Below are 23,503 nucleotides of genomic sequence, written 5' to 3'. Positions count from 1 at the left end.
TCTATTCTAGAAGATCAAAAAGGAGCTACGGATATGCAGCTCCTCCTAAACGAGACTATTCGGCTTTTTTATCAGCCTGAGGGGCTGGCTGAGTATTTATACTCTCAACAGCGCCCACTGAGTCATTGGCATTCGGAGTCGGTTCAACACTTTCGTTGACCTCCTCGGCACTGTTCGTCGGCGTTTCGCTTTTATTAGCATAAGGACGTTGAACATCTTGCGCAGCTTGCTTGAGCTGTTCAACTGAAGAACGAAGTTCAGGAGATAAATCCTCCATACCCATCTTCTCAGCTTTACGTAGGTTGTCCTGCAGCTCTTGAACCTTTAGCTCGTGTGAAAGCTCGTCTTTCACACTATTTGCCATATTTTTAGCAGCGCCGATGAATTTAGATACGCTACGAATCGCATGGGGCAAACGCTCAGGACCAAGAACCACTAGCCCGACGACAGAGATTAATACCAGTTCCCAAAAACCGATATCAAACACGATCTATGCCTGCTCTTTGTCTTTCTTAGTTTCAGCAGTTGCGTCTGTTTTTTGCTGCTCTACTGCTTTTGGCTCGAAGTCTGCGTCTTTCTTGTCTTTGTCCGACTCATCTTCGCTCATCGCTTTCTTAAAGCCTTTTACAGCGCCGCCAAGATCGCCACCAATACCACGTAGCTTCTTAGTACCAAATAGTAGAACGACAATGACAGCAATGATCAGAAGTTGCCAAATACTAATACCACCCATTCTTTTTACCTCGGGTCTTATTAAACAAATTTATTTCAAGAGTTTAACGTCTATCGACGATAAGCTCGCCAACTAAGCAACCAAAATGTGACCCCACCTAGGGCGCTAATCATTGAAAGTTGCTCGTATGTGCTGTTGACCAGTATTGCCGAGCATACGACTAATGTGGCACCAACACCAAATAAAAATTTTCCTGTCGCCTGCTGCCTTTTGCTTGAGCGATAACCTTGGTAAAGCTGATCCATTCTCTGGTTCATCATTTTACCCTGGCGCAAGCTATCGTAGAGCAGCTCTGGAAGTTCAGGGAGTTTCTCAGCCCAAAATGGCGCACGGTCTTTAACCGCATTGATGACTGCCTTTGGCCCGACTTGATTCATCATCCACTCTTCTAAGAATGGCTTGGCGGTTTCCCACAAATCAAGCTGCGGGTACAGTTGGCGACCTAGACCTTCCACGTAAAGCAATGTCTTTTGTAGCAAGACTAACTGCGGCTGAACTTCCATATGGAAACGACGTGCTGTATTAAACAAGTTCAGCAATACGTGGCCGAATGAGATCTCACATAACGGCTTAGCGAATATCGGCTCGCACACAATGCGTATCGCAAACTCAAATTCATCAACATTGGTTTCACGTGGAACCCATCCTGACTCAACATGCAGCTCCGCTACACGACGATAGTCACGATTAAAAAAAGCTAAGAAGTTTTCTGCTAAGTAGCGCTTATCTTCACTATTAAGCGTACCAACAATGCCACAATCTAAACCTATCCAACGTGGGTTCTCAGGGTGCTCCGGCTCAACAAACACGTTACCCGGGTGCATATCCGCATGAAAGAAGCTATCACGAAAAACCTGGGTAAAGAAAACGCTGACACCACGCTCCGCCAACAGCTTCATATTCGTGCCATTGGCCTTCAAGCCTTCAATATCAGAAACTTGGATGCCGTATATTCGCTCAGAAACCATGACAGTTTCATTACTAAAGTCAGTAATAACTTCAGGAACGTATAATTCTTCACTTCCTTCGAAGTTGCGTCTTAACTGTATCGCATTGGCAGCTTCACGACGCAGGTCTAACTCATCCAGCAGTGTTTTCTCGTACTCGCGCACCACCTCGACCGGTTTTAAACGACGTGCTTCAGGAAGTGCTTTGGCGACTATACGAGCCATTCGGTACATGAGTTTTAGATCTGCATCAATGACCGGGCGAATATCTGGCCTGATAACCTTTAATACCACTTCTTGGTTAGTCGATTTGAGCTTAGCAGTATGTACTTGAGCGATAGAAGCGGAAGCTAAAGGCTCTATTTCGAAATCATCAAACCAATTTTCGAGTGGCCCACCAAGCGCTTGCTCCATTTGTTGTTTCGCTAGCTCTCCATCGAAAGGAGAAACTTGGTCTTGAAGTAAGGCCAGCGGATCGGCAATTTGTGGTGGAAAAAGATCACGACGCGTCGACATCATCTGACCAAACTTGATCCATACCGGGCCAAGCTCTTGCAAAGCCAAACGCAGCCTATCACCCAGCGGTTTTTCTGGATGCTTATTTTTAATCCAAAATAGACATTTTCTTGCCAGTAAAGGGGCTTTGGTCAGTTGATGAGTCGGTAACAGTTCATCAAGCCCATACTCTAGTTGGACTCGAACAATATGGTATAAACGGCGCAGCTCAGTTGGGGTCATGCACGCTCCAACAATTTATTCAGCTTAGCTTCAACACGCGCAGCATGGCTCTTTACATCGTCAACTTGATCGCAGAAATAAGCCACTTCCAAAGGCGCTGGCGCAATTCGCCACTCTTCAGTCAGTACTTGAGCAAGGTGGTTTTGGTGTTTGGTCACCTGTGATTTAAGGAATTGACCAACACTGCTTGCTCCTTGCACAACGGTGTGCGCAACGACATCGCCAGTCACGCGCGATAACCACTCTTCAATATCCGGCTTACAATCTGTCATCAACTGAGAGAATTTTTGCGCCAGTTGAATATCCCCTTCCAGCACTAACTTATCTTGCTTAATCAGCTTGGTAATGTTCGATTGATCACGCAGTTCTGGCAGTACCGACAAGTGAAGCGACAAGTAACAATCCGGCTCACCTTCATAGTGAGCCAAAACATCAATTTGCTGACTAAAGATAAAAGTTAGGGTTTTATCTAACTCTTTAAGGTGGACTTGAATCACCTGCCCTTTCAGGCGAGCGAGACGACGACCCAACTCTGGATCATCGTTAATCAAGGTATTGAGTGAGGTTTCAATGACCGCAGTAACAAGAGGCTCAAATGGCATAACGACCTACCCTAGAACTTATAACCACGGTGAAGCGCAACGATACCACCGGTTAGATTGTAGTAGCTAGTCTGCTCAAAACCTGCCTCATCCATCATGCCCTTAAGCGTCTCTTGGTTCGGGTGCATACGAATAGACTCAGCAAGGTAGCGATAACTCTCTGCATCGTTTGCGACAAGCTCGCCCATTTTTGGTAATAGGTGGAACGAGTAGGTATCATAGATTTTTGATAACGGCTCTAGGATTGGTTTTGAAAACTCAAGAACCAACAAGCGACCACCAGGCTTAAGCACACGATACATAGAACGTAGCGCTTTATCTTTGTCTGTTACGTTACGTAGACAGAAGCTAATGGTAATCGCGTCGAAGTAATCGTCAGGGAAGGGCAACTCTTCTGCGTTAGCTTGAACATAGTGAACATTACCAACGATGCCGTTATCACGCAGCTTATCGCGGCCAACATTGAGCATAGAGTTGTTAATATCCGCTAAGATCACGTGCCCTCTCTCACCAACAATACGTGAGAACTTAGCGGTTAAGTCTCCTGTACCACCACCAAGGTCTAGCACGCGCTGACCCGGACGAACACCACTACAGTCGATCGTGAAACGCTTCCATAAGCGATGAATACCGCCGGACATTAAGTCATTCATAATGTCGTATTTCGCTGCTACAGAGTGGAAAACTTGAGCAACTTTAGCCACTTTTTCGTCTTTGGCTACGGTAGTGAAACCAAAGTGAGTGGTTTCATTTGATTCTAAAGCTGTATTCGATTGCACGCTTGTATCCGTCATTGATGATTCCTCTTCGAGCAGCACTGCTAACTGACACGACCTCAGTACTGCGGGCGATTAGTTTACTTTATCCTCATGCGGATGTCTTTCGACGATAGGCTCATTTTTATCCACGACACTGTTTTCTGTGAGATTATCGTGCTGAGCAAGCTGAACGAGATCAGCAGAAATCGTTCGTTTAACCTCTACACCAAGTTGCTTAAAACTCTCAGCTTGTCGAATAACATTACCTCGGCCAGTCGCCAATTTATTCATTGCCCCTTGGTAGTTCTGGTTGGCTTTGTCTAACGCCCCGCCCAAGCTTTCCATATCATCAATAAACAAACGCAGTTTGTCGTACAACTTACTTGCACGTTCAGCAATGAGCTGTGCATTTTGATTTTGTCGCTCATTGCGCCACAGGTTATCTATTGTACGCAGTGCCACCAGCAAGGTTGTCGGGCTTACCAAGATAATATTTTGCTCCATCGCATCTTTCACTAAGCTAGGGTCTGCTTGAATCGCAACTTGAAATGCAGGCTCTACAGGGATAAACATCAATACATAGTCAAGGCTTTGGATACCCTTAAGTTGGTGATAATCCTTTTGGGAAAGCCCTTTAATATGAGCACGAAGCGCAAGTAAGTGGTCACTTAGTGCACACTCTCTGTCGCTATCTGTCTCCGCATTGAAGTATCTTTCATAAGCCACTAGCGCCATTTTAGAATCGACGACAACCTGTTTATCTTGTGGTAAGTGAACAATCACATCGGGTTGAAAGCGCTTACCCGCCTCATTTTGTAGATTCACTTGAGTTTGATACTCGTGCCCTTCACGCAAACCGGACTCTGCTAGCACACGAGCCAGAACAACCTCGCCCCAGTTGCCTTGCTGCTTGTTATCACCTTTCAGCGCTTGGGTAAGGTTGAGCGCTTCTTTAGTCATCCGTTCATTGAGGCGTTGAAGATTCTTCAACTCATGGACTAGGGTGTGACGCTCTTTGGCTTCTTGGTTAAAGCTGTCGTTGACTTGTTTTTTAAATCCTTCCAGTTGCTCTTTGAGTGGAGAAAGTAAGCCATCTAAGCTCTGGCGGTTCTGCTGATCCACTTTGGCAGTCTTTGCTTCAAACAGTTGGTTAGCAAGCTGCTCAAACTGCTGTTTTAGTCGCTCTTCCGCTTGCTCTAGCAATTGTAGTTTCTCTTGGTTAGCTTGTGTCTGTTGCTCATGGCGAGCTTGCTGTTCACGTAACTCGGCTTCTAACTGGGACTTTTGCTCGCGCACTAAGTTAAGGTCATCAGCGTATTGCTGGCGTTCCTGCTTAACCGCATCAAAGTAGCGTAGCTTCTCAAGCACCGCCATTAGCTTACCGTGAGATTGTTTCAACTCGTACGCCGCTTTATCACGCTCAGTGTCGAGCTCATCCAATTCAAGCTGTGCGTCACTTAGTTCCTTTTGCAACTGAGCAATTTGGCTGTTTGCCAGCTGTCGATTTGACTCTAGCTGCTGCTGCAACAATTGATTGTCGAAACGCATCTTTTGTTTAACCCACCACCCTACGGCGAAACCACTGGTTACCACGCCAGCGAGACCGCTAATTAACATATCTTGATGGTCGAGAATCCACTGCATAATAAAGATTTAACTGTTGAGAACGAGATACTTTCCATGGTATTTGAGTACTGGATAAATGTCCAGTTTGTCGGTTAGATCTCGAGCGGATAGACTAGGCGAATTATTTTCGTACGCTAACCTGTTACTCGGTTGTTTTGTTAAGGAAGATCATGAACGAGCGTCGTGCTTTAAGTTTAGGTTTATCTGCGGTCCTTCTCTGGTCTACCGTGGCCACTGCATTCAAACTCACTCTAGCAGAGTTTTCTCCCATTCAAATGCTAACCGTTGCCAGTATTGTCTCTGCAATCGCGTTGATTGCTATCTGTGCATACCAAGGAAAGCTAAGCTTACTGCCTAGTACATTCCTATCGAACCCCTGGTATTACCTGCTTTTAGGACTAATTAATCCTCTCGCCTACTACGTAGTGTTGTTCAAAGCCTATGAACTACTTCCCGCCTCACAGGCACAGGCGATCAACTATAGCTGGGCGATCACACTGACCTTAATGGCAGCACTGTTTCTGGGCCAAACCATCCGTAAACAGGATTGGATAGCCTGTACGTTCAGCTACATAGGCGTAATAGTTATCGCCACCAAAGGCAATATCCTTGGCCTGAACTTTGAGAGCCCCCTCGGTGTTGGCCTAGCGCTGTTTTCTACTCTACTGTGGGCAAGCTATTGGATTCTGAACACTAAGAACAAGGCAGATCCAATTGTGGGCGTCTTGTTAGGCTTTTTAGTGGCAACCCCTTTTGCAATTGGGCTAACCCTGTATGAAGGTGTTGGGTTTAGCCAAATGACAACCAAAGGTTGGTTGGCTGTAAGCTATGTGGGGTTATTTGAAATGGGAATTACCTTTGTGCTGTGGATCAGTGCATTAAAACTGACGCAAAACACCTCTCGGCTGAGTAACCTCATTTTTGCCTCACCTTTTATTTCACTGATGCTGCTCGCGACCATTATTGGCGAAGATATTCACCCATCAACACTAGTAGGCTTAGTGCTAATCATTACAGGTCTGATTATTCAACAAATTAAATTTGGCAAGAAAGGCCACACTAAACAGGCGGCATAGTGAGACTTTACTCACCTAAAAGAGTTGATAAGCAAGCTCGCTACCTTGACCACGCACTTCATCGATCATCGTGGCCAAAACTGGCGAAACATCTAAAGCTCTTGCTGCCTTACTGTGCTGGAGATAGTTCTGCTTTTCGCTATCTTCTAGCATCATATCCCAGCGTTGATGGGCATCTCGCGCCAAGTACATTAAACAAGCTAAGCGCTTTGATTCAACCGCTTTAGCCGGGTGATTAACATTGGCGATAGCGTCTACTAGCTCTGTTGGAAATTTCCAACTCTCAGCCAATACTGCACCTAACTCTTGCGCATCGACACCCAACACCTCTTTTTGCACTTGAGCAGCGTTTTCACCACTGGCGACCCGCTGGCTAATAGCGACCGCTTTCTCCGGCTCTAAGGTATGAATCATCAACTCACCGATATTGTGTAAAATACCCGTGGTAAAGGCTTCATTTGGATCGAGTTTAATGTCCTTAGCAATCGTACTTGCAATCGTCGCAACTTCAAACGTCGTTGCCCAGTAGTCCTTAATATTGAGCGTTTCAATTTTAGGAAAGGTTGAGGCCAATATCGATGAGGAGATCAAATTGCGTATCGCACCGATGCCAATTCGTACAATGGCATCATTGATGTTCACTACCCCTTTGACACCACCAAACTGTGCCGAGTTTGCCATCCTTAATACTCGAGCGAGTAACACCTGATCCATTGCCATTTTGTGAGCTAACTCGCCAAAATCAATAGAGTCGCGATTAACCATCTCTAGCAACTCTTGCAAGACACTTTCGATGCGTGGCAATTCATTGATGCGAGAGATCAGTGCTTCTTGGCTCATAGCGATGACTCCTTAGTACCTTTAACCTTTTTATAGATTAAGTGTAGTACTAATGCATGAAATACAATTAGAAATCATCCACAAACAGAGATAGTAACACCTAGGGAAATAATACTTACTACTCGCCAATACTGACAAAGGCTACGAGTTACACCCACTGACCAGCAACAAAACCAGAACTCCAGCACCACTGGAAGTTATACCCACCAAGCCAACCTGTAACATCCATAACTTCACCAACAAAGTACAAGCCTGAAACCTGCTTACACTCCATGGTTTTTGACGATAGATGATTAGTATCAACACCGCCTAATGTTACTTCCGCCGTTCGGTAACCTTCCGTGCCATTAGGCGCAATTTGCCAATTCTCAAGTTGTTCAGTGATGGCTTGTAATTGTTTAGGGCCAAATTGTTTAAGCGGTTTATCTGCAAAGATATTACGTTCGACTAGCACTTCTACAAGACGCTTGGGCAACACCTTGGCGAGCGTGTTCTTAAGGCTTTGATTTGGATGTTTCTCTAGTGAACGCTGCAATAGCTCATCAACATCCACCTCTGGAACTAGGTTAATGGTCACTTTCTGTCCGGCTTTCCAGAACGATGAAATTTGCAGCACTGAAGGGCCAGAGAGGCCGCGATGAGTAAAGAGTAAAGCCTCTTTAAACACTGTACCATCTTGAGAAGTAATTTCAGCTGGGATAGCGATGCCTGACAGTTCAGCCAATGCCTCTTTATCCTCTTTATGCAGAGTAAACGGCACTAAACCTGCTGTTGTTGGTATTACACTTAAACCGAACTGCTCTGCAATTTTATAACCAAACGGCGTAGCACCAAGCTTCGGCATTGAAAGTCCACCCGTTGCTACTACCAATGACTCACATGTGATCACACTGGTGTTGGCGTGTAACTCAAATCCAGTCGCGGTTTTCTCAATATGATGCACATCTTGCTGATAACGTTGTGTCACGCTTGGTAAGTCACACTCAGCAAGGAGCATTTTTACGATGCTCTTTGAGTCATAATCACCAACACAAAACAACTGGCCGTGATCGCGCTCTTCGAACTCAATGCCATGCTTACTAACCATGGAGATAAAGTCCCAGTTAGTGTACTGAGATAAAGCAGACTTAACGAAGTGTGGGTTTTGGCACAAGTAGTTATTTGCTGACACATCATAGTTGGTGAAGTTACAACGGCCGCCACCAGCAATGAGGATTTTACGTCCTGGCTTTTTGGCATGATCAAGAACCAAAACTTTGCGACCACGTTTACCAGCTTCCGCTGCGCACATCAGTCCTGCGGCACCCGCACCAATAATGACGACATCAAACTTTTCAGTCATGAAAAACTACTCTTAAAAACCAATAAAAAAGGATGTGCGTGATGCACATCCTTAGCAATTTGCGCGGCCATTTTAACGCCATTTAGGGCGGATGCCAATTGACCTACAGTATCAACGCTGCCAACAAGGTGACCGCTAGTAGAGAGGTAGAGAGAATAAACAGCTCACGAACTCTGTCACACTTACCAGTAAACACTTCATCATGATGATGGTGATACTCTTTACTTTTAATGTAATGGAACAAGCGTACTTGTTTGGTGACGTTACCGTGGGTAGTAAAGAAGCCATTACCATCGACTTGTTGGTATAGCAATGGGTGGGCCTCACGCATGATGTATATCAGAGAGCGTAGCGCAGTTAGGTAACGGGCCATATTCACCAGCGTCACCATCATTAGTACGAATAGAACTGTATCAGCATTGATCATCTTTTCCTCCCTACATCTTCTAGAATGCCCAGAGAAAAAGACGATCTGCTTAGAGTGTCTTAAACTGAATATTATTCAGCTGGGGCATCCATAATTGAAGACGAACCTTCTTTTGCCAAAGCTGCTAGATCTTTGTCGATAAAGAACAATGCTTTACCATCTTCACCAACTAGGTCCAGCTTATCTAAGATCCCTTTAAATAACTTCTCTTCCTCGTGCTGTTCGGCAACGTACCACTGTAAGAAGTTGAACGTAGAATAGTCTTGAGATGTAAACGCTACATGTGCAAGCTTATTGATTTTTTCCGTAATCATCTGCTCATGTTCGAACGTTTCACGGAACACATCACCTAGACTATTAAACTCGTGCTTTGGTGCTTCAATAGCGCCTAAAATAGGCATTGCACCTGTCTCACTCACATAGGTGAAAAGACGCTGCATATGCTCCATTTCTTCTACGGCATGGGCGCGTAAAAATTCAGCGGCACCTTCGAATCCTTTGTCTTCACACCAAGCACTCATTTGTAAGTATAGATTGGATGAGAAAAATTCGAGATTAATTTGCTCATTCAATTGTTCAACCATTGCTTGAGATAGCATCTACCACTCCTACTAAGTCTCTGAACTTAAATTAACTATGTCCTGTTCATTACCATAACACTTTGTTTACCAAATGTGGATCTGAGATCGCATCAGCAAAATTTATTGGTTCAAGGTGCTAATCTTTACTTAGACCCTTAACAAGGAGATAGCATTATGAGTTATCAACATATTTTGGTTGCCATTGACCTATCAGAGGACAGTAAACACTTGGTTGAAAAGGCAGTTGCTCTCGCCAAACCACTTGGTGCCGATGTCTCATTTGTTCATATCGACGTCAACTATGCCGAGCTTTACACTGGCCTTATTGATATCAACCTAGCTGAGACGCAGCATCAAGCCATTGAAGCATCGCAAAACCAACTACAGACGCTAGCGGATCACGCTGATTTCCCGATTAAGCACACTCTTGTCGGTAGTGGCGATCTGAATAACGAACTATGTGAAACAATCGATGAGTTCAATATCGATTTGGTTGTATGCGGTCATCACCAAGATTTTTGGAGTAAATTGCTCTCTTCGACTCGTCAGCTCATCAATTGCTCGCCAGTTGATATGTTGGTAGTACCACTCAAGGACTAAATAGGGTTACACTGCCCCATAAGTTTTTGATAATGAGTCTTAATTATGGGGTATTTGTCAGCCGTCACCTTGTTGTGGGCATTCTCGTTCAGCCTGATCGGCGTCTATCTTGCTGGTCAGGTTGATTCTTGGTTTTCTGTATTAATGCGTGTCGCCTTGGCCAGCTTAGTGTTCTTACCGTTCATCAAGTTTAAAGGTGTCGACAAAGGGTTAATTGCAAAGCTCATGCTGGTTGGTGGATTCCAACTTGGCCTGATGTATTGCTTCTACTATCAATCCTTCTTGCTTCTATCTGTACCTGAAGTCCTTCTATTTACGGTATTTACTCCTATCTATGTCACTCTGATTTACGACTTGCTCAAGCGTCGTTTCTCTCCTTGGTACTTAGTCACCGCAGTTATAGCCGTTGCAGGTGCTGCGTTTATTAAGTTTGCTGGCATCAATGAGAACTTCATTACCGGATTCTTAATTGTTCAAGGTGCCAACGTCTGCTTCGCCATTGGTCAAGTAGGCTACAAGTATCTGATGGAAAAATATGATGTCGACCTACCTCAGCATTCCATCTTTGGTTATTTCTATTTAGGTGCATTATGTGTCGCGACCGTGGCATTTGCTTTGATGGGCAACATAGACAAGATGCCGACCACCAGCACTCAGTGGGGAGTTCTGATTTACCTCGGATTAATAGCTTCTGGCGTAGGTTACTTTGCTTGGAATAAAGGTGCGACCCTCGTTAACGCTGGCGCTTTAGCCGTAATGAACAACGCCCTTGTCCCAGCAGGCCTTATTGTCAACATCGTGATTTGGAATCGAGAGGTAGATATTGCTCAGCTCACTGTCGGTGGCGCGCTCATCCTGCTTTCGCTGTGGGTCAATGAGACTTGGGTGAAACGTAAGGTAGAACAGAGCTATCAAACCTCCGTTCAATAGTTTTCCAAGGTTCAAAAAATGCTCTCCATATCGGAGAGCATTTTTTATTGCCAACAAGCCTTAATGCAGATTTGAGCTAGCTTGTTGCTCTGGGAACTGTACGGTTAAGCGAGATAAATCGATCTTACTTTCTAGCTTGTTTTGTTTCTTGACTAGCTTACGCTGCTTTTTGACTAGCTTAAGTAGCTTCTTCTGTTGCTTATAGTGCTTCTTAAGCGCTTTCTTGGCCTGCTTAAGTGCTTTTTTATTCGTAAGATCAAGCGCGTCAATCGCTGCGCTCTCAAGTTGACCTAATTGCGGCTCGGCTTTCTGCTGTGAAATTTTTTCTTTAACTCGCTCAACCACTTTTCTAACCGCTTGGGCTTTTTGTTCTGATGGTTGCTGTGGCTGACGATTAGGTAGAGCTTCAGACAACAAAGCACAACTGTGTTGCTGCGCTAACGGCTTGCTTTGACATGCTTGAGGAGGAACCGCTGCGGGTTTGCACAGTGATTCTTTAGAAGCAGAAGAACGAGCACATGAGCGGCAAAGGTATTTAGGCTCAACCACCAGGCGATGGATATCACCCAAATTTTCTGCGATCTGCTTACGATTCATCTTGCACAAACGTTTCGCCACGCTACAACTCCAACCAAGAATACGAATAGTTCTTAGTAAGATATACCTACTTAACGTCTAGTTAGCAAGAACAAAAATCGCACTATTGATATACTATTCGCTAAGTCATTGATGCATTGACATAAACATCAAAACGGTTTTTCTTAGTTTCAATTGCCATGGCCGGCTTTTGCTCGTTAAGCCAGTTTGCATAATCAGGTCTTTTGACCACCACTCTTTTACTAGCAAGGGCTAAGGCGGGTTCCAACAGCCCATCAGCATCAAGATCTGCACCGACTAAAGACTGAAATACGCGCATCTCTTTTTTGACTAATGCGCTCTTTTTTTTACTTTCAGGGTGAGGGTACATAGGATCGAGGTAGACCACATCAGGCTTAACAAACTTTGGATCTTGTGCAAGCTGTTCAAGCGCATTGTGGCTAGAGGCATGAATCAATGACATGCGTTCACCCACCCACTCTCCAATATCTGGATCGCTCTTCGCGCGTTCTAATCCGTCATCTAACAACGCCGCGACAACAGGGTGACGCTCGACCATTTGGACCTTACAACCGAGAGACGCAAGTACAAAAGCATCGCGTCCCAGCCCCGCTGTACCATCTAACACTGTAGGGGTCGCACCTTTATTCAGACCCGCCGCTTTGGCAATCGCCTGACCCTTACCACCACCAAACTTACGTCTATGTGCAACCGCCCCACCCGTCAAATCAACAAAGATTGCGCCGAGTTTTGGTTCATCCGTTTTACGCAGCTCTAAACGCAGCTCAGTCAAAACAAGAGCAAATTGACTTTCATCGCTATGGGTTAACCCCCAACGCTGCATCATCTGCTCAAAACGTTGTGATTGAGTTAGGTCTTCACAGATTAGTTGTAGCTGCACTCAGAGCTCCTAGGTGTCTTTAATTTGCTAGCGCGCAGTGTACTGGATTTCTCGCGTCATCACTAAACATTCTACTGGCCACTGAGCTGTGTAACCAACTCTGACAGCGGCATTGGCCTACCAATTACATAGCCCTGAGCGTAATCCACCCCCAGATCCAATAACAGCTCAATGATTTGGGCATTTTCTACGAACTCCGCCACTGTCTGCTTACCCATCTGCTTGGCGATGTCATTAATCGAGCGTACCATCAGGTGATCCATCTCATTGCGATCCATGTCCTGAACAAATATTCCATCAATTTTCACGATATCGACCGGTAGCTGTCTCAAGTAACCAAACGATGATAGACCAGAACCAAAGTCATCAAGTGCAATATAACAACCTAGCGCTTTGAGCTTACCAAAGAACTCAATGGCAAGGTTCATATTACTCATTGCTGCCGTCTCTGTTATTTCAAAGCAGATTTTTTCACACGGTACCGAGCTGTACTCGAGTCTATCTAATAAGTATGCAATGAACTCTTTATTGCCCATAGAGTGACCTGATAGGTTAATCGAGCAGACAGCAAGTGAATCCAACGCTTGTGGGTGCTGCTCAAACCAAGTTAGTGTTTGGCTGACCACTTGTTTATCAAGCAAGTGAGCAATGTTGTAGCGCTCAGAGGCAGGCATAAATATCCCTGGCGAGATATATTCATCCTCAGAGTTTTTAATTCGCACCAATATTTCGAAGTGCATGCCTTGCTCGCTGCGGGACAAGTCCATAATTTGCTGAGCAAAGAGTTCAATTCTTTGGTTCGCAAGCGCATTGTGAACCAAGTTGACACTCTCCATCTCTCGTTCACGACGTTGCAGCTCTTGGTCATCAAGGCAGTACAAACTGTAACGGTTACGCCCCTCTTCTTTAGCGACGTGACAGGCGGTATCAGCCTGAGCATGAACCATTTGCGGAGATGACGCTGTATGGTCAATTAAGCGTATCCCTATCGAACAGTTTAAGTTGAGCTTAATATCCTCCCAGACAAACGCATGCTCACTTAGGGTATTGAGTATTGTCGAGGCCAACTTCTTCGCATCTAGCTCTGTACAATCTCTAAGTAGTATTGCGAACTCATCGCCGCCCATTCTCGCCAATACAGTGTTGTAGGGCAGCACCTCTTCTAACACACTAGCGCAGAATTGAATGGCTGCATCTCCCGCTTCATGCCCCGCAGTATCGTTAAGTACTTTTAACTGATCCAAGTCTATATACAACATCGCGTGGGTACGAATGTAGCTTTCAACCTCCCGTAAGGCTTTATCCAGTTCACTCTCAAAGTAGTTACGGTTATGTGTACCCGTTAGTAAGTCATGCTCTGCCTGATACTGCAATTGTTGTGATAGAACTTTGGTCTCTGTAACATCCTCACCGACAATCAATAGGTGACCAGATTCAGCGAGAGGACGAATGTTTTCGCGCACCCAAACAACACGTCCGTCAGCATGGCGATACTCTATTTCTCTGCGCCATACACCTTTAATCGCTTGATTCGGTTGCAGCAATACTTGCCTTGGCACCAGAGAGTTTTCATCAAAGTAGAACTCTCTCAAACGATGACCCAAAACTTGATCGGAACGGTAACCTAGTAACTGCTCAGCAAATTGATTCACTTGTTGGATACGGTTTTGCTCATCGAGTGTCAACATCATTACTGGTTGCTGATCATAATAGTGGCTGAGGTTAGCTTCACGCTGATAAAGGCGTTCTTCGGTAATCTTTCTAGACGTAATGTCCTGCGCTTCTAAGATATATTGAGTTCCTTTAATCGGTAGTGGAATCCGTTTCAGCAACAGTGAAAGAACCACAGAACCTCTATCTGCATTCCAGATCTCTGCTTCGAACTGGAAAACGGCCTCTTTGTCATCAGCAGTAAAAAAGCGCTCTAGTTGCTGTGATGATTCAGGTTGCCAGTGACGATGCTGCCAGATTGGTCGTTCAACATTGTAGTTTTGGTCGTAGAGCAGGTCCTGCAATTTCTGGTTGCTAGAAACAATGTGGCCCTGTTCGTCAAGTACGCCGATATAGTGATAACTTTGATCAAACACAGCCTCAATCAAGGTTTGGCTCTCTTTAGCAAGTTGTTGGCTGCGCTTGACCCGGCTTAAGTAGAAAACCAGTCCGATGATAATGACACTAAGCGAAAGGACTAAACTACCGACAATTTTAAGCTCTTTATTGTATCGCGCTGAAAACGACTCAGGTCGATTAAAGATAACCGATGCCGCCTCACCTTCGACACCAAGCCCCCACTTGATAACCGCTTTGTAATCGAGCTTTATCTCTGGAATTCCCACCTCTACCTTTGGCAACTGACTATTTGGATTTTCGAGCACTTTCAACAGTAAATCTGCGGCCTGCTCCCCATGTAGAGTCCCGTTTTGTAACACCCCTCCGACAGCACCTGAGCCAAACCCCAGGTCATGAACCATATAAATTGGCGCGCCAGACTCTTGGGTTAGCCTCTGCCACTTATCTTTTACCGCAACAACCGAACCATCTTTGTCTCGAAAATAGATCCAAAACAATACGGCAGATTGACTATCAAGCTGCTTTGCAAACTCAGTCAACTGCTCAAAGCTTTCTGGAATGTACGAAACGATTTTGCTGTAGTAATGAGGGTAGCTATCAAGGAACTTATTCACTTGTGCGCGCGTTGCTTCGCCAGTAACCGAGTGATCGGTGATGATATAGATTGAGCCAACATCGGGTTGTATGCGTTCAATCAGTGAAATATTGCTGTAGAGGTCGATATCTTCAATAACACCAGTCGCATTGATGTTCCCATGCAAATCAGGGTAGTAATTATTAATCCCACCAAAAATAACCGGAGTGTCACCCAACTCAGCAGCTAATCGATTCATTAAAGCTAATGCGTTATTATCACTCACGACGACGGCTCTAAACCGCTCTTGTTCAAACTTGGTTTTATACAGAAAATAGAGTTGGTCTAAGTAAGCTTTGTTTTGCACTCGCTTGGTATCTAAATAGAGTACACGCGTTGGAATTTGTGCATTAGTAAGTTGTTTTGACAAGCCTTGTTGAAATGAATCAGTCCAGAAAAAACCTTGATGGTAGGAGTGGACAACTAACACATCCTTGTCACCTGCATAAGCACTATAACAAGTGATTAATGTTAGTAATAAAAGCAACAAGCGCACTAAAATGGTCTCTAAATCAAAGAAATATCAATATAATTGTATCACTACTGGTGACTAATTGTACTTTCTTCAACCAGTTAATATTTAACCAAGGGAACGTATGCAAGCACAAAGCATTAAACTCGACGACTTAGACAAAGCCATTTTAAAAACGCTAATGGAAGATGCACGTAAGCCCTATGCGGAGATGGCCAAACAATTTGAGGTTAGTCCGGCAACGATTCATGTTCGAATCGAAAAGATGAAGGCCGCGGACATTATTCAAGGCACAGAAGTGATAGTGGATACTAAAAAGCTTGGCTACGACGTGTGCTGCTTTATCGGCATTAACCTCAACGCTGCACGTGATTATCACTCTGCTTTGGAAAAGCTCAATGCGCTCGAGGAAGTGGTTGAAGCCTATTACACCACGGGGGCATACAATATCTTTGTAAAGTTAATGTGCCGCTCAATTGAAGAGCTTCAATTTGTGTTGATTGACAAATTACAGGCGATTGATGAAGTCCAATCAACTGAGACGCTGATTTCGTTGCAAAATCCCATCAACAGAAACGTTAATCCATAAAAAACTCGCCGGAGCGAGCTTTATTAAACCACAGCGAGCAACTATTTTGACTTTAGATAGTCCTTGAGATCGTCAACTGAAATGCCTTGCTGTGCGATCTCTCTTGCTAAAGACTCAACTTGCTCATCTTTACGTGAATCAATAACTTGTTGAAACTGATATACCATATCTCGAAGAATAGGCAATGGCACTGTTTTCGCGGCGCTACGGATGCGCTCACCGCTTTGATTGCCTAGCTCACTTAGAATCTTACCAAACATTACTTTTTCTGGAGCTTTTTCAAGCTGCTCCAATAAACGAGCCATCTCGTATGTAGTCATTGACATCGTTGTGATTTGTCCACAGAAAGCGATATTAGAAGCTCAAATATACATCGTTTAATTAGATTATCAAGACTACTTCAACCTACCTAAGCTATTGCCTTGTGCCAAGTTTTTCCTGATTTCGACCACAAGATGCTAAGTGCAGGAACAACAATCAGCATCAGGGTCGCTATCATCAACTGAGGTTCCATTTCAAATCGCTGAATGGTGCCAACCACTAAGCCCGAACCACTCATCTGAAACAGTCCTAATAGAGCAGCTGCAGTACCCGCTTTGTCACCAAATGGGGCAAGAGCTTTACCTGCTGCTGCACCAAGAATCCAGGCAAACCCTAATGAAGACATGAAGATCGGTAACATAAACGCTAATGCAGTAGGTTGGGTTCTCAGCATAAGCATAACGACACCCGCAACTGCAAGCGTTGTAATTCCGACGGTTAGTGTTCGGTGGGTACCAAACTTCTCCATAAACTTCGGTGCGCTCATGCAGGCGACAATGTTAATTACAGCATTGATACCGAACCAGAAAGTGAACTGGTTCATTGATAGGTCTAAGTTCTCCATCAACACCACAGGGGCAGAAGTGACATAGCCTAGAATCACTGCCATCGCCAACATACACAGCGTTGCATGAAACAGGAACGATGGCGTTTTCACAACATAAAGGTAGCGATTAAGCTTGAATACTGGCTCTTTGCTTAACTGTGGGTTGGTTTCCTTTAAGCCAACCCAAAGCATCACTACCACTACGATTGCAAAGCCTGCCATAAAGCTAAAGTTAGAACGCCAACCAAATTGCTGAGTAAGCCAACTACCCAGTATGGGTGCTAGTGCAGGTATAAAACAGATAGCACCATTAAGATAACTGATCATCTTGCCGCTTTTATGCGGGCCAAAAATATCGCGAACTGTTGCAAAGGCAGCTACCGATGTAGCACATGCACCTAAGCCTTGTAGCAATCGAGACACTAACATCCACTCAATATTTTGAGCACTCCACGCCAATAAAGCACTCAATGCGTAGATAGTTACGCCTCCCAATGCAACAGCTCGACGTCCTAGTTTGTCTGCCAGAGGGCCCGCAAACAGCTGCCCCACCCCCATAGCAAACAAAAACCATGTAATTGTATCCTGTGCCAAAGCATGTTCCACGTGGAACGCTGACGAGATCATTGGCAGGGCTGGCAAGTATATGTCTATTGCTAAAGGGCTAAATAGAACTAGTAGCGTTAGTAGCACTAATTGCGATTTATGAGGGGTATTGTTACTTACCGTTTGCACTTGTGATAGCTCCAATGCACAGGATGATTTTGGCGCCATACTAGGCTAAACTAGATATGCCATCCAATGACGATTAGTCATCAATGATATTCCCAAAGAGAATTTCTAATGCAGATTGAAAAGCTTGCCCGAATCGACCTAAATCTATTAGTCTGCTTGCGTGTTCTACTTGAAGAGCTGAACGTCACCCGTGCATCACACAGGTTATGTTTAAGCCAGTCAGCTGTGAGTAAGAGCTTAGCTAAGCTAAGAGCTCAGTTTGATGATCCACTTTTCATTCGCCATGCACATGGTCTCAAACCTACACCTAAGGCACTATTTCTAAAACCTAAACTCGATATTCTAATTAACCAACTAGAACAGTTGACTCAGCCTGAACAATTTTCACCCAGCTCAAGCGACTATCGCTATCAAATTGCTGCAGTTGAAAGTGTTTATCCGCTCATTCTTCCCCACTTCCTACCTGAGATATTTAAGCGTGCTCCCGGAGTAACCATCAGTACTCATGCCTGGAGTGAGCAAACTTTCAGACAACTGCAACGTGGTGAGCTCGACTTGGGGATAACAGGAAAAGACATCGATATTAATGACGCTAAGCTCACTATGCTCCCACCCTCTGACATCTGTGAGCAAGAGATCTATCGCGACAACCAAATGTGTCTAGTTAGAAAGCAGCACCCGGCTCTCAATCAAAGCTGGAACCTTGACAACTATCTTAGCTTGCGCCATGTCCAAGTTAGATGTGACGGCAACGAAAGGTGGTTACTCGACTACCGTTTAGCTGATATCGGCAAAGAGCGTGATATCGCAATTACTGTGCCTGATTTCAATAGTGCAGCGAGTCTTTGCTCATATACCGATTTTGTTTTTACTGCGCCGAGCCATTACGTAAAGCTTGCCTCTAAACAACTCGACCTAACGGTATTGCCACTGCCAATGGAGTTTCCACCTATGGCCTACACCCTGTTTTGGCACCGTGATAGAGAAAATGACCCTGCATTATCTTGGCTACGACAAATTATCCGTGAAAAAACCACCACACTTAGATAATTTGCAGGTACAACACAAAAAGAGTAGCTTATTCTCACTGTCCATTAAACCGTCGACTTGGACACCATAATAAAATAAAGGATTACCATAGATGCTAACGACAACCGTTCAACGCCTATCCGCGATTCGCGAGTGGCTAGCGCAAAATAATATCGATGCCTTACTGGTCCCACATGAAGACGAGTACTTGGGCGAGTACGTGCCAGCACATAATGAACGCCTTCAGTGGCTGACAGGTTTTACCGGTTCTGCTGGTGCTGCGGTTATCACACAAGATAGAGCCGCTATGTTTGTCGATGGTCGATACACTGTGCAAGTAACAAAGCAAGTCCCTGCTGATCTATTTGAATACCGTCACTTGATTGAAGAGCCTGCGCTAGATTGGATCAAAGACCATCTTTCAAATGGCGCGTCTGTGGCGATCGACCCTCGCATGCACAACTCCGCATGGTTGGACATGGCACAAGCAAAACTTGCAGGCACACTCGAACTTAAGATTCTCGATTGCAACCCTATTGATGAACTGTGGCGTGATCGCCCTCAACCTGTGGTTTCTAATGTTCGCCTCATGGCAACGGAAGCAGCCGGTCAATCAAGTGAAAGCAAGCGACAAGAAATCGCAGAGCTAGTGAAAAAAGCTGGCGCAGACAGCGCAGTAATCACCGCCCTTGATTCTATCTGTTGGTTGCTCAACGTTCGTGGGCTTGATGTCTCACGACTACCTGTTCTGCTTTCTCACGCGATTCTGCATTCCGATTCAAGCGTGGAATACTTCTTAGATCCAGTTCGCCTACCTGCTGAGTTTGACGCGCACGTTGGTACAGGAGTTACAGTTCATCACCCACAAGCATTGCAGGCACGGCTAGAAACCCTAACAGGCAAGAATGTACTGGTAGACCCTGCGACAAGTAACGCCTGGTTTAAGCTGGTTCTGCAAAATGCTGGAGCATCTGTGGTGAGTAAAGCTGATCCGTGCCTAATGCCAAAAGCGGCGAAAAACGCCGTTGAAATCGCAGGCATGAAAGCATGTCATATCCGCGATGGCGTGGCGATGAGTAAGTTCCTAGCTTGGTTAGATGCAGAAGTCGTTGCAGGCAACCTGCATGACGAAGCGAAACTAGCAGACAAACTTGAAGCGTTCCGTCGCGAAGACCCGACACTGATGGATCTCAGCTTCGATACCATCTCAGCAGCTGGCAGTAACGCAGCGATGTGTCACTACAACCATGCGGATCAAACAGCACCTGGTCAGCTTGAAATGAACACGCTTTACTTAGTGGATTCTGGCGGCCAATACCTCGATGGTACAACAGACATCACACGTACTATCGCGATTGGTCAACCTTCACAAGAGATGATCAAACAATTTACTCTCGCGCTAAAAGGTCATATCGGTGTTGCTCGTGCACGTTTCCCTAACGGCACACGTGGTTACCAAATCGATACGCTAGCTCGTCAGCACCTATGGGCGGAAGGCTATGATTACGATCACGGTACTGGTCACGGTGTTGGTCATTTCCTAAGTGTTCATGAAGGCCCAGCGAGCATTTCGAAGAAGCAAATCGACGTGCCTCTAACAGAAGGTATGGTGCTATCTAACGAGCCAGGCTACTACCGTGCAGACGCGTTTGGTATCCGTATTGAAAACCTAGAGCTTGTTGTTGAAATCCCAACTAACGGTGACTTCCCTGTTCTGTCATTTGAGTCGCTAACACGTTGCCCAATCGACAAGCGCAACATCAATGTTGATATGCTAACTCGTCCAGAGCTTGCTTGGCTGAATGATTACCATCAGAAAGTATGGGATGAGATCAGCCCACTAGTTGAAGGTGATGTGAAAGAGTGGCTTCGTCAAGCAACGCTACCAGTAGCACACAGCTAGAAGCTAGAAGCTAGAAGCTAGAAGCTAGAAGCTAGAAGCTAGAAAAAGTAGAGGGTTGATGTTTTGCATCAACCCTCTTTTTTACTTATGTTTCACGTGAAACATAACGATGACCAGTGGCTTTATTTATTGCTTAACCAGAATACGCCGAGTGCCAATCTCGCCATACTGGGTCAAAGCCTTTGGCTCGAATCATATCTTCAATAGAACCCGCACTTCGCTCATCACTGATCTCAAACTGCTCGAGTTCAACATCATCAATCGCATACCCCCCCGGCTGAGTTTTCGATGCAGCAGACATACTGGTTATGCCTAACGGCAATACATTGTCTCTGAACTTCGGTGATTCACGAGTCGATAATGACAACTCTACCTCTGGATTCAACAAACGATAAGCGCAAATCAACTGAACAAGCTGCTTATCCGTCATGACTGATTTTGGTTGCTTTCCGTTTAAAGAACTGGCGCCCTCACAAGGACGTAAACGTGGGAAAGAAATTGAATAACGAGTCTGCCAATATGTGCGCTCAAGATAGTCCAAGTGCGCTGCCACATAAAAACAATCTGTTCGCCACTCTTCCAACCCTATCAATGCGCCAATACCGATCTTATCGATGCCTGCCTTTGCAAGACGATCGGGTGTATCCAATCGGTATTCGAAATCCATCTTATTGCCACGCAGATGGTGCTCGGCGTAAGTCGAAGGATGATATGTTTCTTGATAGACCATCACCGCATCCAAACCCAATGTCTTGAGCTCAGCGTATTCGTCTTGCTCTAGCGGCTGCACTTCCATCGCCAAATAGTTAAAGCGCTTTTTAATCATCGGCACCATTTCGCGGAAGTATTTCATCCCCACTTTGGTTTCGTGTTCGCCAGTCACAAGCAATACGCTATCAAACTTCATGCGTTTAATGGCTTCAACTTCTGCAGCCACTTCGTCCCTATTCAAGGTACGACGCTTGATTCTGTTCTCCATCGAGAAGCCGCAATAAGTACATGCATTGGCACACAAGTTGGAAAGATACAACGGAATATAAAGCGACATGGTATTACCAAAACGCTTGCGAGTTGCTGAGTATGATAGTTGCGCCATCTGCTCTAAGTATGCTTCGGCCGCTGGTGAAATTAGCGCTTTAAAGTCTTCCAAATCACGCTTGGATTTATTCAATGCGCGTTCAACATCTAGTGCCGTTTTCGCGTAGATCGACATTGAAATGTCATCCCAATTAAGCTGCTTAAATTGTTCAACGAAGCTCATGTTTTCCTCGCTTAATAGCTAAACCAATCTAGGACTAAAGCTCATCTAGGAATAACGTCAGTGGACTCGACGCAACCGCATGAGAAACCTTACCAGCAAGTCCGGCTTCATAAGCCATACGCCCGGACTCTACCGCCAACTTAAATGCCTTCGCCATCACAACGGGATCGCTCGAAGCTGCAATCGCAGTATTGACGAGCACGGCATCCGCGCCCATTTCCATCGCACGCGCAGCATGTGAAGGAGCACCAATACCCGCATCGACAACCACTGGAACATTAGCTTGGTCGATAATGATCTCTAGGAAATCGTGGGAAACTATCCCTTTGTTAGAACCGATCGGCGCACCTAATGGCATGACAGCAGCACAACCTACCTCTTCCAATCGTTTACACAGAACCGGGTCAGCATGACAGTAAGGAAGCACAATGAAGCCTTCACGAACCAATTGCTCAGCGGCAGCTAGCGTTTCGATTGGGTCCGGCATTAAGTACTTAGGATCTGGATGAATTTCCAGTTTTAGCCAGTTAGTGCCCAACGCTTCTCGCGCCAGTTGTGCAGCAAACACAGCATCTTTAGCATTCTTTGCACCTGAGGTGTTCGGCAACAAGTTCACTCCCGCTTGCACTAACGGCAGCAAAATATCATCTTGTTGGTCGTTCACATCCACACGCTTTAACGCCATGGTCGCAAGTTGAGAACCCGACACTTGAATCGCTTCTGCCATTAATCGGCTATTGGCAAACTTCCCTGTTCCTGTGAACAGTCTTGATTCGAATTGTTTATCACCAATTTTAAGCATCGACGTTAACCCCCTGCGATCGCTTGAAACAAAGAGATCCTATCTCCCTGTGAAAGAACTGTGCTAGCCCACTCATTGCGCGGCACAACATTGTTGTTAATGGCAAAAACACAGCCCATTTCAGGCAGCGCAAATTGACCAATGATTTGCTGTAGATTCGACTCACTGGCAACTTGATGTGACTGGTCATTGATGACAATAGTGATCACATCTAAGTCAGCAGCGGTCATTTGTGTTGTTTGTTGTTTTGATAACGTCATTGCTTCCAACTCTCTTAATTCTGCCCACTACTTATAAGCTAAATCCGAGCACACACTTGGCACTGTTTGTCTTTACTTATCGCCATGGTTTGCCATTGCAGCTTCAATCCATCGAACAGGTGTAACTTGGCAGTCTCGACATGAAACTTTCCCGTCGCCAGTTTTTGAATAGCCGCTATCGC

24 protein-coding genes and 1 pseudogene are annotated in these 23,503 nt (G+C 45.2%); 6 read left to right on the top strand and 19 right to left on the bottom strand.

Features of this window, described 5'->3' with window-relative positions; all coding sequences use genetic code 11:
• Positions 1-55: 55 nt before the first annotated feature.
• The 6 genes from tatB to rmuC are packed head-to-tail and all read right to left on the bottom strand — an operon-like array spanning position 56 to position 5,422.
• The gene (tatB, locus tag QTO00_RS01450; RefSeq protein WP_038210030.1) at positions 56-487 is read right to left on the bottom strand and encodes a Sec-independent protein translocase protein TatB; all 432 of its coding nucleotides are present in this window, start codon (positions 485-487) and stop codon (positions 56-58) included.
• 3 nt (positions 488-490) lie between these two features.
• Positions 491-733, bottom strand: a complete 243-nt coding sequence (tatA, locus tag QTO00_RS01445) for a Sec-independent protein translocase subunit TatA (RefSeq protein WP_248329898.1) — start codon at positions 731-733, stop codon at positions 491-493.
• 50 nt (positions 734-783) lie between these two features.
• Positions 784-2,418 (bottom strand): ubiquinone biosynthesis regulatory protein kinase UbiB, encoded by a 1,635-nt coding sequence (gene ubiB, locus QTO00_RS01440; RefSeq protein ID WP_331422518.1) that lies wholly within the window; start codon positions 2,416-2,418, stop codon positions 784-786.
• Positions 2,415-3,020: a ubiquinone biosynthesis accessory factor UbiJ gene (locus QTO00_RS01435; RefSeq protein ID WP_331422517.1), complete on the bottom strand. Its 606-nt coding sequence runs from the start codon at positions 3,018-3,020 to the stop codon at positions 2,415-2,417. Before QTO00_RS01435 ends, ubiB begins: the two co-directional genes overlap by 4 nt.
• 11 nt (positions 3,021-3,031) lie before the next feature.
• On the bottom strand, positions 3,032-3,814 hold the full coding sequence (ubiE, locus tag QTO00_RS01430; protein WP_331422516.1) for a bifunctional demethylmenaquinone methyltransferase/2-methoxy-6-polyprenyl-1,4-benzoquinol methylase UbiE: 783 nt from the start codon (positions 3,812-3,814) through the stop codon (positions 3,032-3,034).
• 57 nt (positions 3,815-3,871) lie between these two features.
• The gene (gene rmuC / locus QTO00_RS01425) at positions 3,872-5,422 is read right to left on the bottom strand and encodes a DNA recombination protein RmuC (RefSeq protein ID WP_331422515.1); all 1,551 of its coding nucleotides are present in this window, start codon (positions 5,420-5,422) and stop codon (positions 3,872-3,874) included.
• Positions 5,423-5,574: 152 nt separating this feature from the next.
• On the opposite strand from rmuC, the gene QTO00_RS01420 reads away from it, so the two are divergent.
• The gene (locus QTO00_RS01420; RefSeq protein ID WP_331422513.1) at positions 5,575-6,480 is read left to right on the top strand and encodes a DMT family transporter; all 906 of its coding nucleotides are present in this window, start codon (positions 5,575-5,577) and stop codon (positions 6,478-6,480) included.
• Positions 6,481-6,495: 15 nt separating this feature from the next.
• Here QTO00_RS01420 and QTO00_RS01415 read toward each other — a convergent pair whose 3' ends face one another.
• The 4 genes from QTO00_RS01415 to ftnA form a co-directional block, all read right to left on the bottom strand.
• The gene (locus QTO00_RS01415; protein WP_038210042.1) at positions 6,496-7,320 is read right to left on the bottom strand and encodes an HDOD domain-containing protein; all 825 of its coding nucleotides are present in this window, start codon (positions 7,318-7,320) and stop codon (positions 6,496-6,498) included.
• Positions 7,321-7,468: 148 nt separating this feature from the next.
• The gene (locus tag QTO00_RS01410; RefSeq protein ID WP_331422510.1) at positions 7,469-8,662 is read right to left on the bottom strand and encodes an NAD(P)/FAD-dependent oxidoreductase; all 1,194 of its coding nucleotides are present in this window, start codon (positions 8,660-8,662) and stop codon (positions 7,469-7,471) included.
• Positions 8,663-8,765: 103 nt separating this feature from the next.
• Complete coding sequence (uspB, locus tag QTO00_RS01405) at positions 8,766-9,089, bottom strand: universal stress protein UspB (protein WP_038210046.1); 324 nt, start codon at positions 9,087-9,089, stop codon at positions 8,766-8,768.
• A gap of 71 nt (positions 9,090-9,160) precedes the next feature.
• Positions 9,161-9,688 (bottom strand): non-heme ferritin, encoded by a 528-nt coding sequence (ftnA, locus tag QTO00_RS01400; protein WP_004409725.1) that lies wholly within the window; start codon positions 9,686-9,688, stop codon positions 9,161-9,163.
• Positions 9,689-9,844: 156 nt separating this feature from the next.
• Here ftnA and QTO00_RS01395 point away from each other — a divergent pair, with 156 nt between their 5' ends.
• Both QTO00_RS01395 and QTO00_RS01390 read left to right on the top strand, forming a co-directional pair.
• Entirely contained in the window at positions 9,845-10,270 is a 426-nt protein-coding gene (locus tag QTO00_RS01395) for a universal stress protein (RefSeq protein WP_038210047.1), read from the top strand.
• 45 nt (positions 10,271-10,315) lie between these two features.
• Positions 10,316-11,200 (top strand): carboxylate/amino acid/amine transporter, encoded by an 885-nt coding sequence (locus QTO00_RS01390; protein WP_331422509.1) that lies wholly within the window; start codon positions 10,316-10,318, stop codon positions 11,198-11,200.
• Positions 11,201-11,260: 60 nt separating this feature from the next.
• Here QTO00_RS01390 and QTO00_RS01385 read toward each other — a convergent pair whose 3' ends face one another.
• The 3 genes from QTO00_RS01385 to QTO00_RS01375 form a co-directional block, all read right to left on the bottom strand.
• Entirely contained in the window at positions 11,261-11,818 is a 558-nt protein-coding gene (locus QTO00_RS01385) for a hypothetical protein (RefSeq protein WP_331422508.1), read from the bottom strand.
• Positions 11,819-11,918: 100 nt separating this feature from the next.
• Positions 11,919-12,698: a class I SAM-dependent methyltransferase gene (locus QTO00_RS01380; protein WP_038210050.1), complete on the bottom strand. Its 780-nt coding sequence runs from the start codon at positions 12,696-12,698 to the stop codon at positions 11,919-11,921.
• Between the two features lie 71 nt (positions 12,699-12,769).
• A complete protein-coding gene (locus QTO00_RS01375; protein WP_331422506.1) occupies positions 12,770-15,898 on the bottom strand; it encodes an EAL domain-containing protein in 3,129 nt (1,042 codons plus the stop codon).
• Between the two features lie 100 nt (positions 15,899-15,998).
• Here QTO00_RS01375 and asnC point away from each other — a divergent pair, with 100 nt between their 5' ends.
• Entirely contained in the window at positions 15,999-16,463 is a 465-nt protein-coding gene (gene asnC / locus QTO00_RS01370; protein WP_038210051.1) for a transcriptional regulator AsnC, read from the top strand.
• A 41-nt stretch (positions 16,464-16,504) separates the two neighbouring features.
• Here the strand turns inward: asnC and tsrA are convergent, their stop codons facing one another.
• The gene (tsrA, locus tag QTO00_RS01365) at positions 16,505-16,789 is read right to left on the bottom strand and encodes an H-NS-like global regulator TsrA (RefSeq protein ID WP_038210052.1); all 285 of its coding nucleotides are present in this window, start codon (positions 16,787-16,789) and stop codon (positions 16,505-16,507) included.
• Positions 16,790-16,872: 83 nt separating this feature from the next.
• Complete coding sequence (locus QTO00_RS01360; protein ID WP_443088886.1) at positions 16,873-18,066, bottom strand: multidrug effflux MFS transporter; 1,194 nt, start codon at positions 18,064-18,066, stop codon at positions 16,873-16,875.
• Positions 18,067-18,174: 108 nt separating this feature from the next.
• On the opposite strand from QTO00_RS01360, the gene QTO00_RS01355 reads away from it, so the two are divergent.
• Both QTO00_RS01355 and QTO00_RS01350 read left to right on the top strand, forming a co-directional pair.
• On the top strand, positions 18,175-19,116 hold the full coding sequence (locus QTO00_RS01355) for a LysR family transcriptional regulator (RefSeq protein ID WP_038210053.1): 942 nt from the start codon (positions 18,175-18,177) through the stop codon (positions 19,114-19,116).
• 91 nt (positions 19,117-19,207) lie between these two features.
• Entirely contained in the window at positions 19,208-20,998 is a 1,791-nt protein-coding gene (locus QTO00_RS01350; RefSeq protein ID WP_331422504.1) for an aminopeptidase P family protein, read from the top strand.
• A 133-nt stretch (positions 20,999-21,131) separates the two neighbouring features.
• Here the strand turns inward: QTO00_RS01350 and thiH are convergent, their stop codons facing one another.
• From thiH to QTO00_RS01330, 4 genes and pseudogenes are all read right to left on the bottom strand, one after another.
• A complete protein-coding gene (gene thiH / locus QTO00_RS01345) occupies positions 21,132-22,259 on the bottom strand; it encodes a 2-iminoacetate synthase ThiH (RefSeq protein WP_331422502.1) in 1,128 nt (375 codons plus the stop codon).
• A 34-nt stretch (positions 22,260-22,293) separates the two neighbouring features.
• The gene (locus tag QTO00_RS01340) at positions 22,294-23,061 is read right to left on the bottom strand and encodes a thiazole synthase (RefSeq protein WP_331422501.1); all 768 of its coding nucleotides are present in this window, start codon (positions 23,059-23,061) and stop codon (positions 22,294-22,296) included.
• Between the two features lie 5 nt (positions 23,062-23,066).
• Positions 23,067-23,321: a sulfur carrier protein ThiS gene (thiS, locus tag QTO00_RS01335; RefSeq protein ID WP_331422500.1), complete on the bottom strand. Its 255-nt coding sequence runs from the start codon at positions 23,319-23,321 to the stop codon at positions 23,067-23,069.
• Between the two features lie 38 nt (positions 23,322-23,359).
• Positions 23,360-23,503 (bottom strand): annotated as a pseudogene (locus QTO00_RS01330) (molybdopterin-synthase adenylyltransferase MoeB); the annotation flags it as partial.

Origin of the sequence: Vibrio sp. M260118 (assembly GCF_036533755.1) — a bacterium.
Classification (GTDB): Bacteria; Pseudomonadota; Gammaproteobacteria; order Enterobacterales; family Vibrionaceae; genus Vibrio.
Note: the sequence above shows the minus strand (reverse complement) of the source record. Positions and strands in the feature narration are given on the sequence as shown.

Excerpts from the sequence above, each read along its gene's own strand:
- tatA (WP_248329898.1), bottom strand. The coding sequence starts at position 733 with ATGGGTGGTATTAGTATTTGGCAACTTCTGATCATTGCTGTCATTGTC.
- ubiB (WP_331422518.1), bottom strand. The coding sequence starts at position 2,418 with ATGACCCCAACTGAGCTGCGCCGTTTATACCATATTGTTCGAGTCCAA.
- QTO00_RS01435 (WP_331422517.1), bottom strand. The coding sequence starts at position 3,020 with ATGCCATTTGAGCCTCTTGTTACTGCGGTCATTGAAACCTCACTCAAT.
- ubiE (WP_331422516.1), bottom strand. The coding sequence starts at position 3,814 with ATGACGGATACAAGCGTGCAATCGAATACAGCTTTAGAATCAAATGAA.
- rmuC (WP_331422515.1), bottom strand. The coding sequence starts at position 5,422 with ATGCAGTGGATTCTCGACCATCAAGATATGTTAATTAGCGGTCTCGCT.
- QTO00_RS01420 (WP_331422513.1), top strand. The coding sequence starts at position 5,575 with ATGAACGAGCGTCGTGCTTTAAGTTTAGGTTTATCTGCGGTCCTTCTC.
- QTO00_RS01415 (WP_038210042.1), bottom strand. The coding sequence starts at position 7,320 with ATGAGCCAAGAAGCACTGATCTCTCGCATCAATGAATTGCCACGCATC.
- QTO00_RS01410 (WP_331422510.1), bottom strand. The coding sequence starts at position 8,662 with ATGACTGAAAAGTTTGATGTCGTCATTATTGGTGCGGGTGCCGCAGGA.
- uspB (WP_038210046.1), bottom strand. The coding sequence starts at position 9,089 with ATGATCAATGCTGATACAGTTCTATTCGTACTAATGATGGTGACGCTG.
- ftnA (WP_004409725.1), bottom strand. The coding sequence starts at position 9,688 with ATGCTATCTCAAGCAATGGTTGAACAATTGAATGAGCAAATTAATCTC.
- QTO00_RS01395 (WP_038210047.1), top strand. The coding sequence starts at position 9,845 with ATGAGTTATCAACATATTTTGGTTGCCATTGACCTATCAGAGGACAGT.
- QTO00_RS01390 (WP_331422509.1), top strand. The coding sequence starts at position 10,316 with ATGGGGTATTTGTCAGCCGTCACCTTGTTGTGGGCATTCTCGTTCAGC.
- asnC (WP_038210051.1), top strand. The coding sequence starts at position 15,999 with ATGCAAGCACAAAGCATTAAACTCGACGACTTAGACAAAGCCATTTTA.
- tsrA (WP_038210052.1), bottom strand. The coding sequence starts at position 16,789 with ATGTCAATGACTACATACGAGATGGCTCGTTTATTGGAGCAGCTTGAA.
- QTO00_RS01355 (WP_038210053.1), top strand. The coding sequence starts at position 18,175 with ATGCAGATTGAAAAGCTTGCCCGAATCGACCTAAATCTATTAGTCTGC.
- QTO00_RS01350 (WP_331422504.1), top strand. The coding sequence starts at position 19,208 with ATGCTAACGACAACCGTTCAACGCCTATCCGCGATTCGCGAGTGGCTA.
- thiH (WP_331422502.1), bottom strand. The coding sequence starts at position 22,259 with ATGAGCTTCGTTGAACAATTTAAGCAGCTTAATTGGGATGACATTTCA.
- QTO00_RS01340 (WP_331422501.1), bottom strand. The coding sequence starts at position 23,061 with ATGCTTAAAATTGGTGATAAACAATTCGAATCAAGACTGTTCACAGGA.
- thiS (WP_331422500.1), bottom strand. The coding sequence starts at position 23,321 with ATGACGTTATCAAAACAACAAACAACACAAATGACCGCTGCTGACTTA.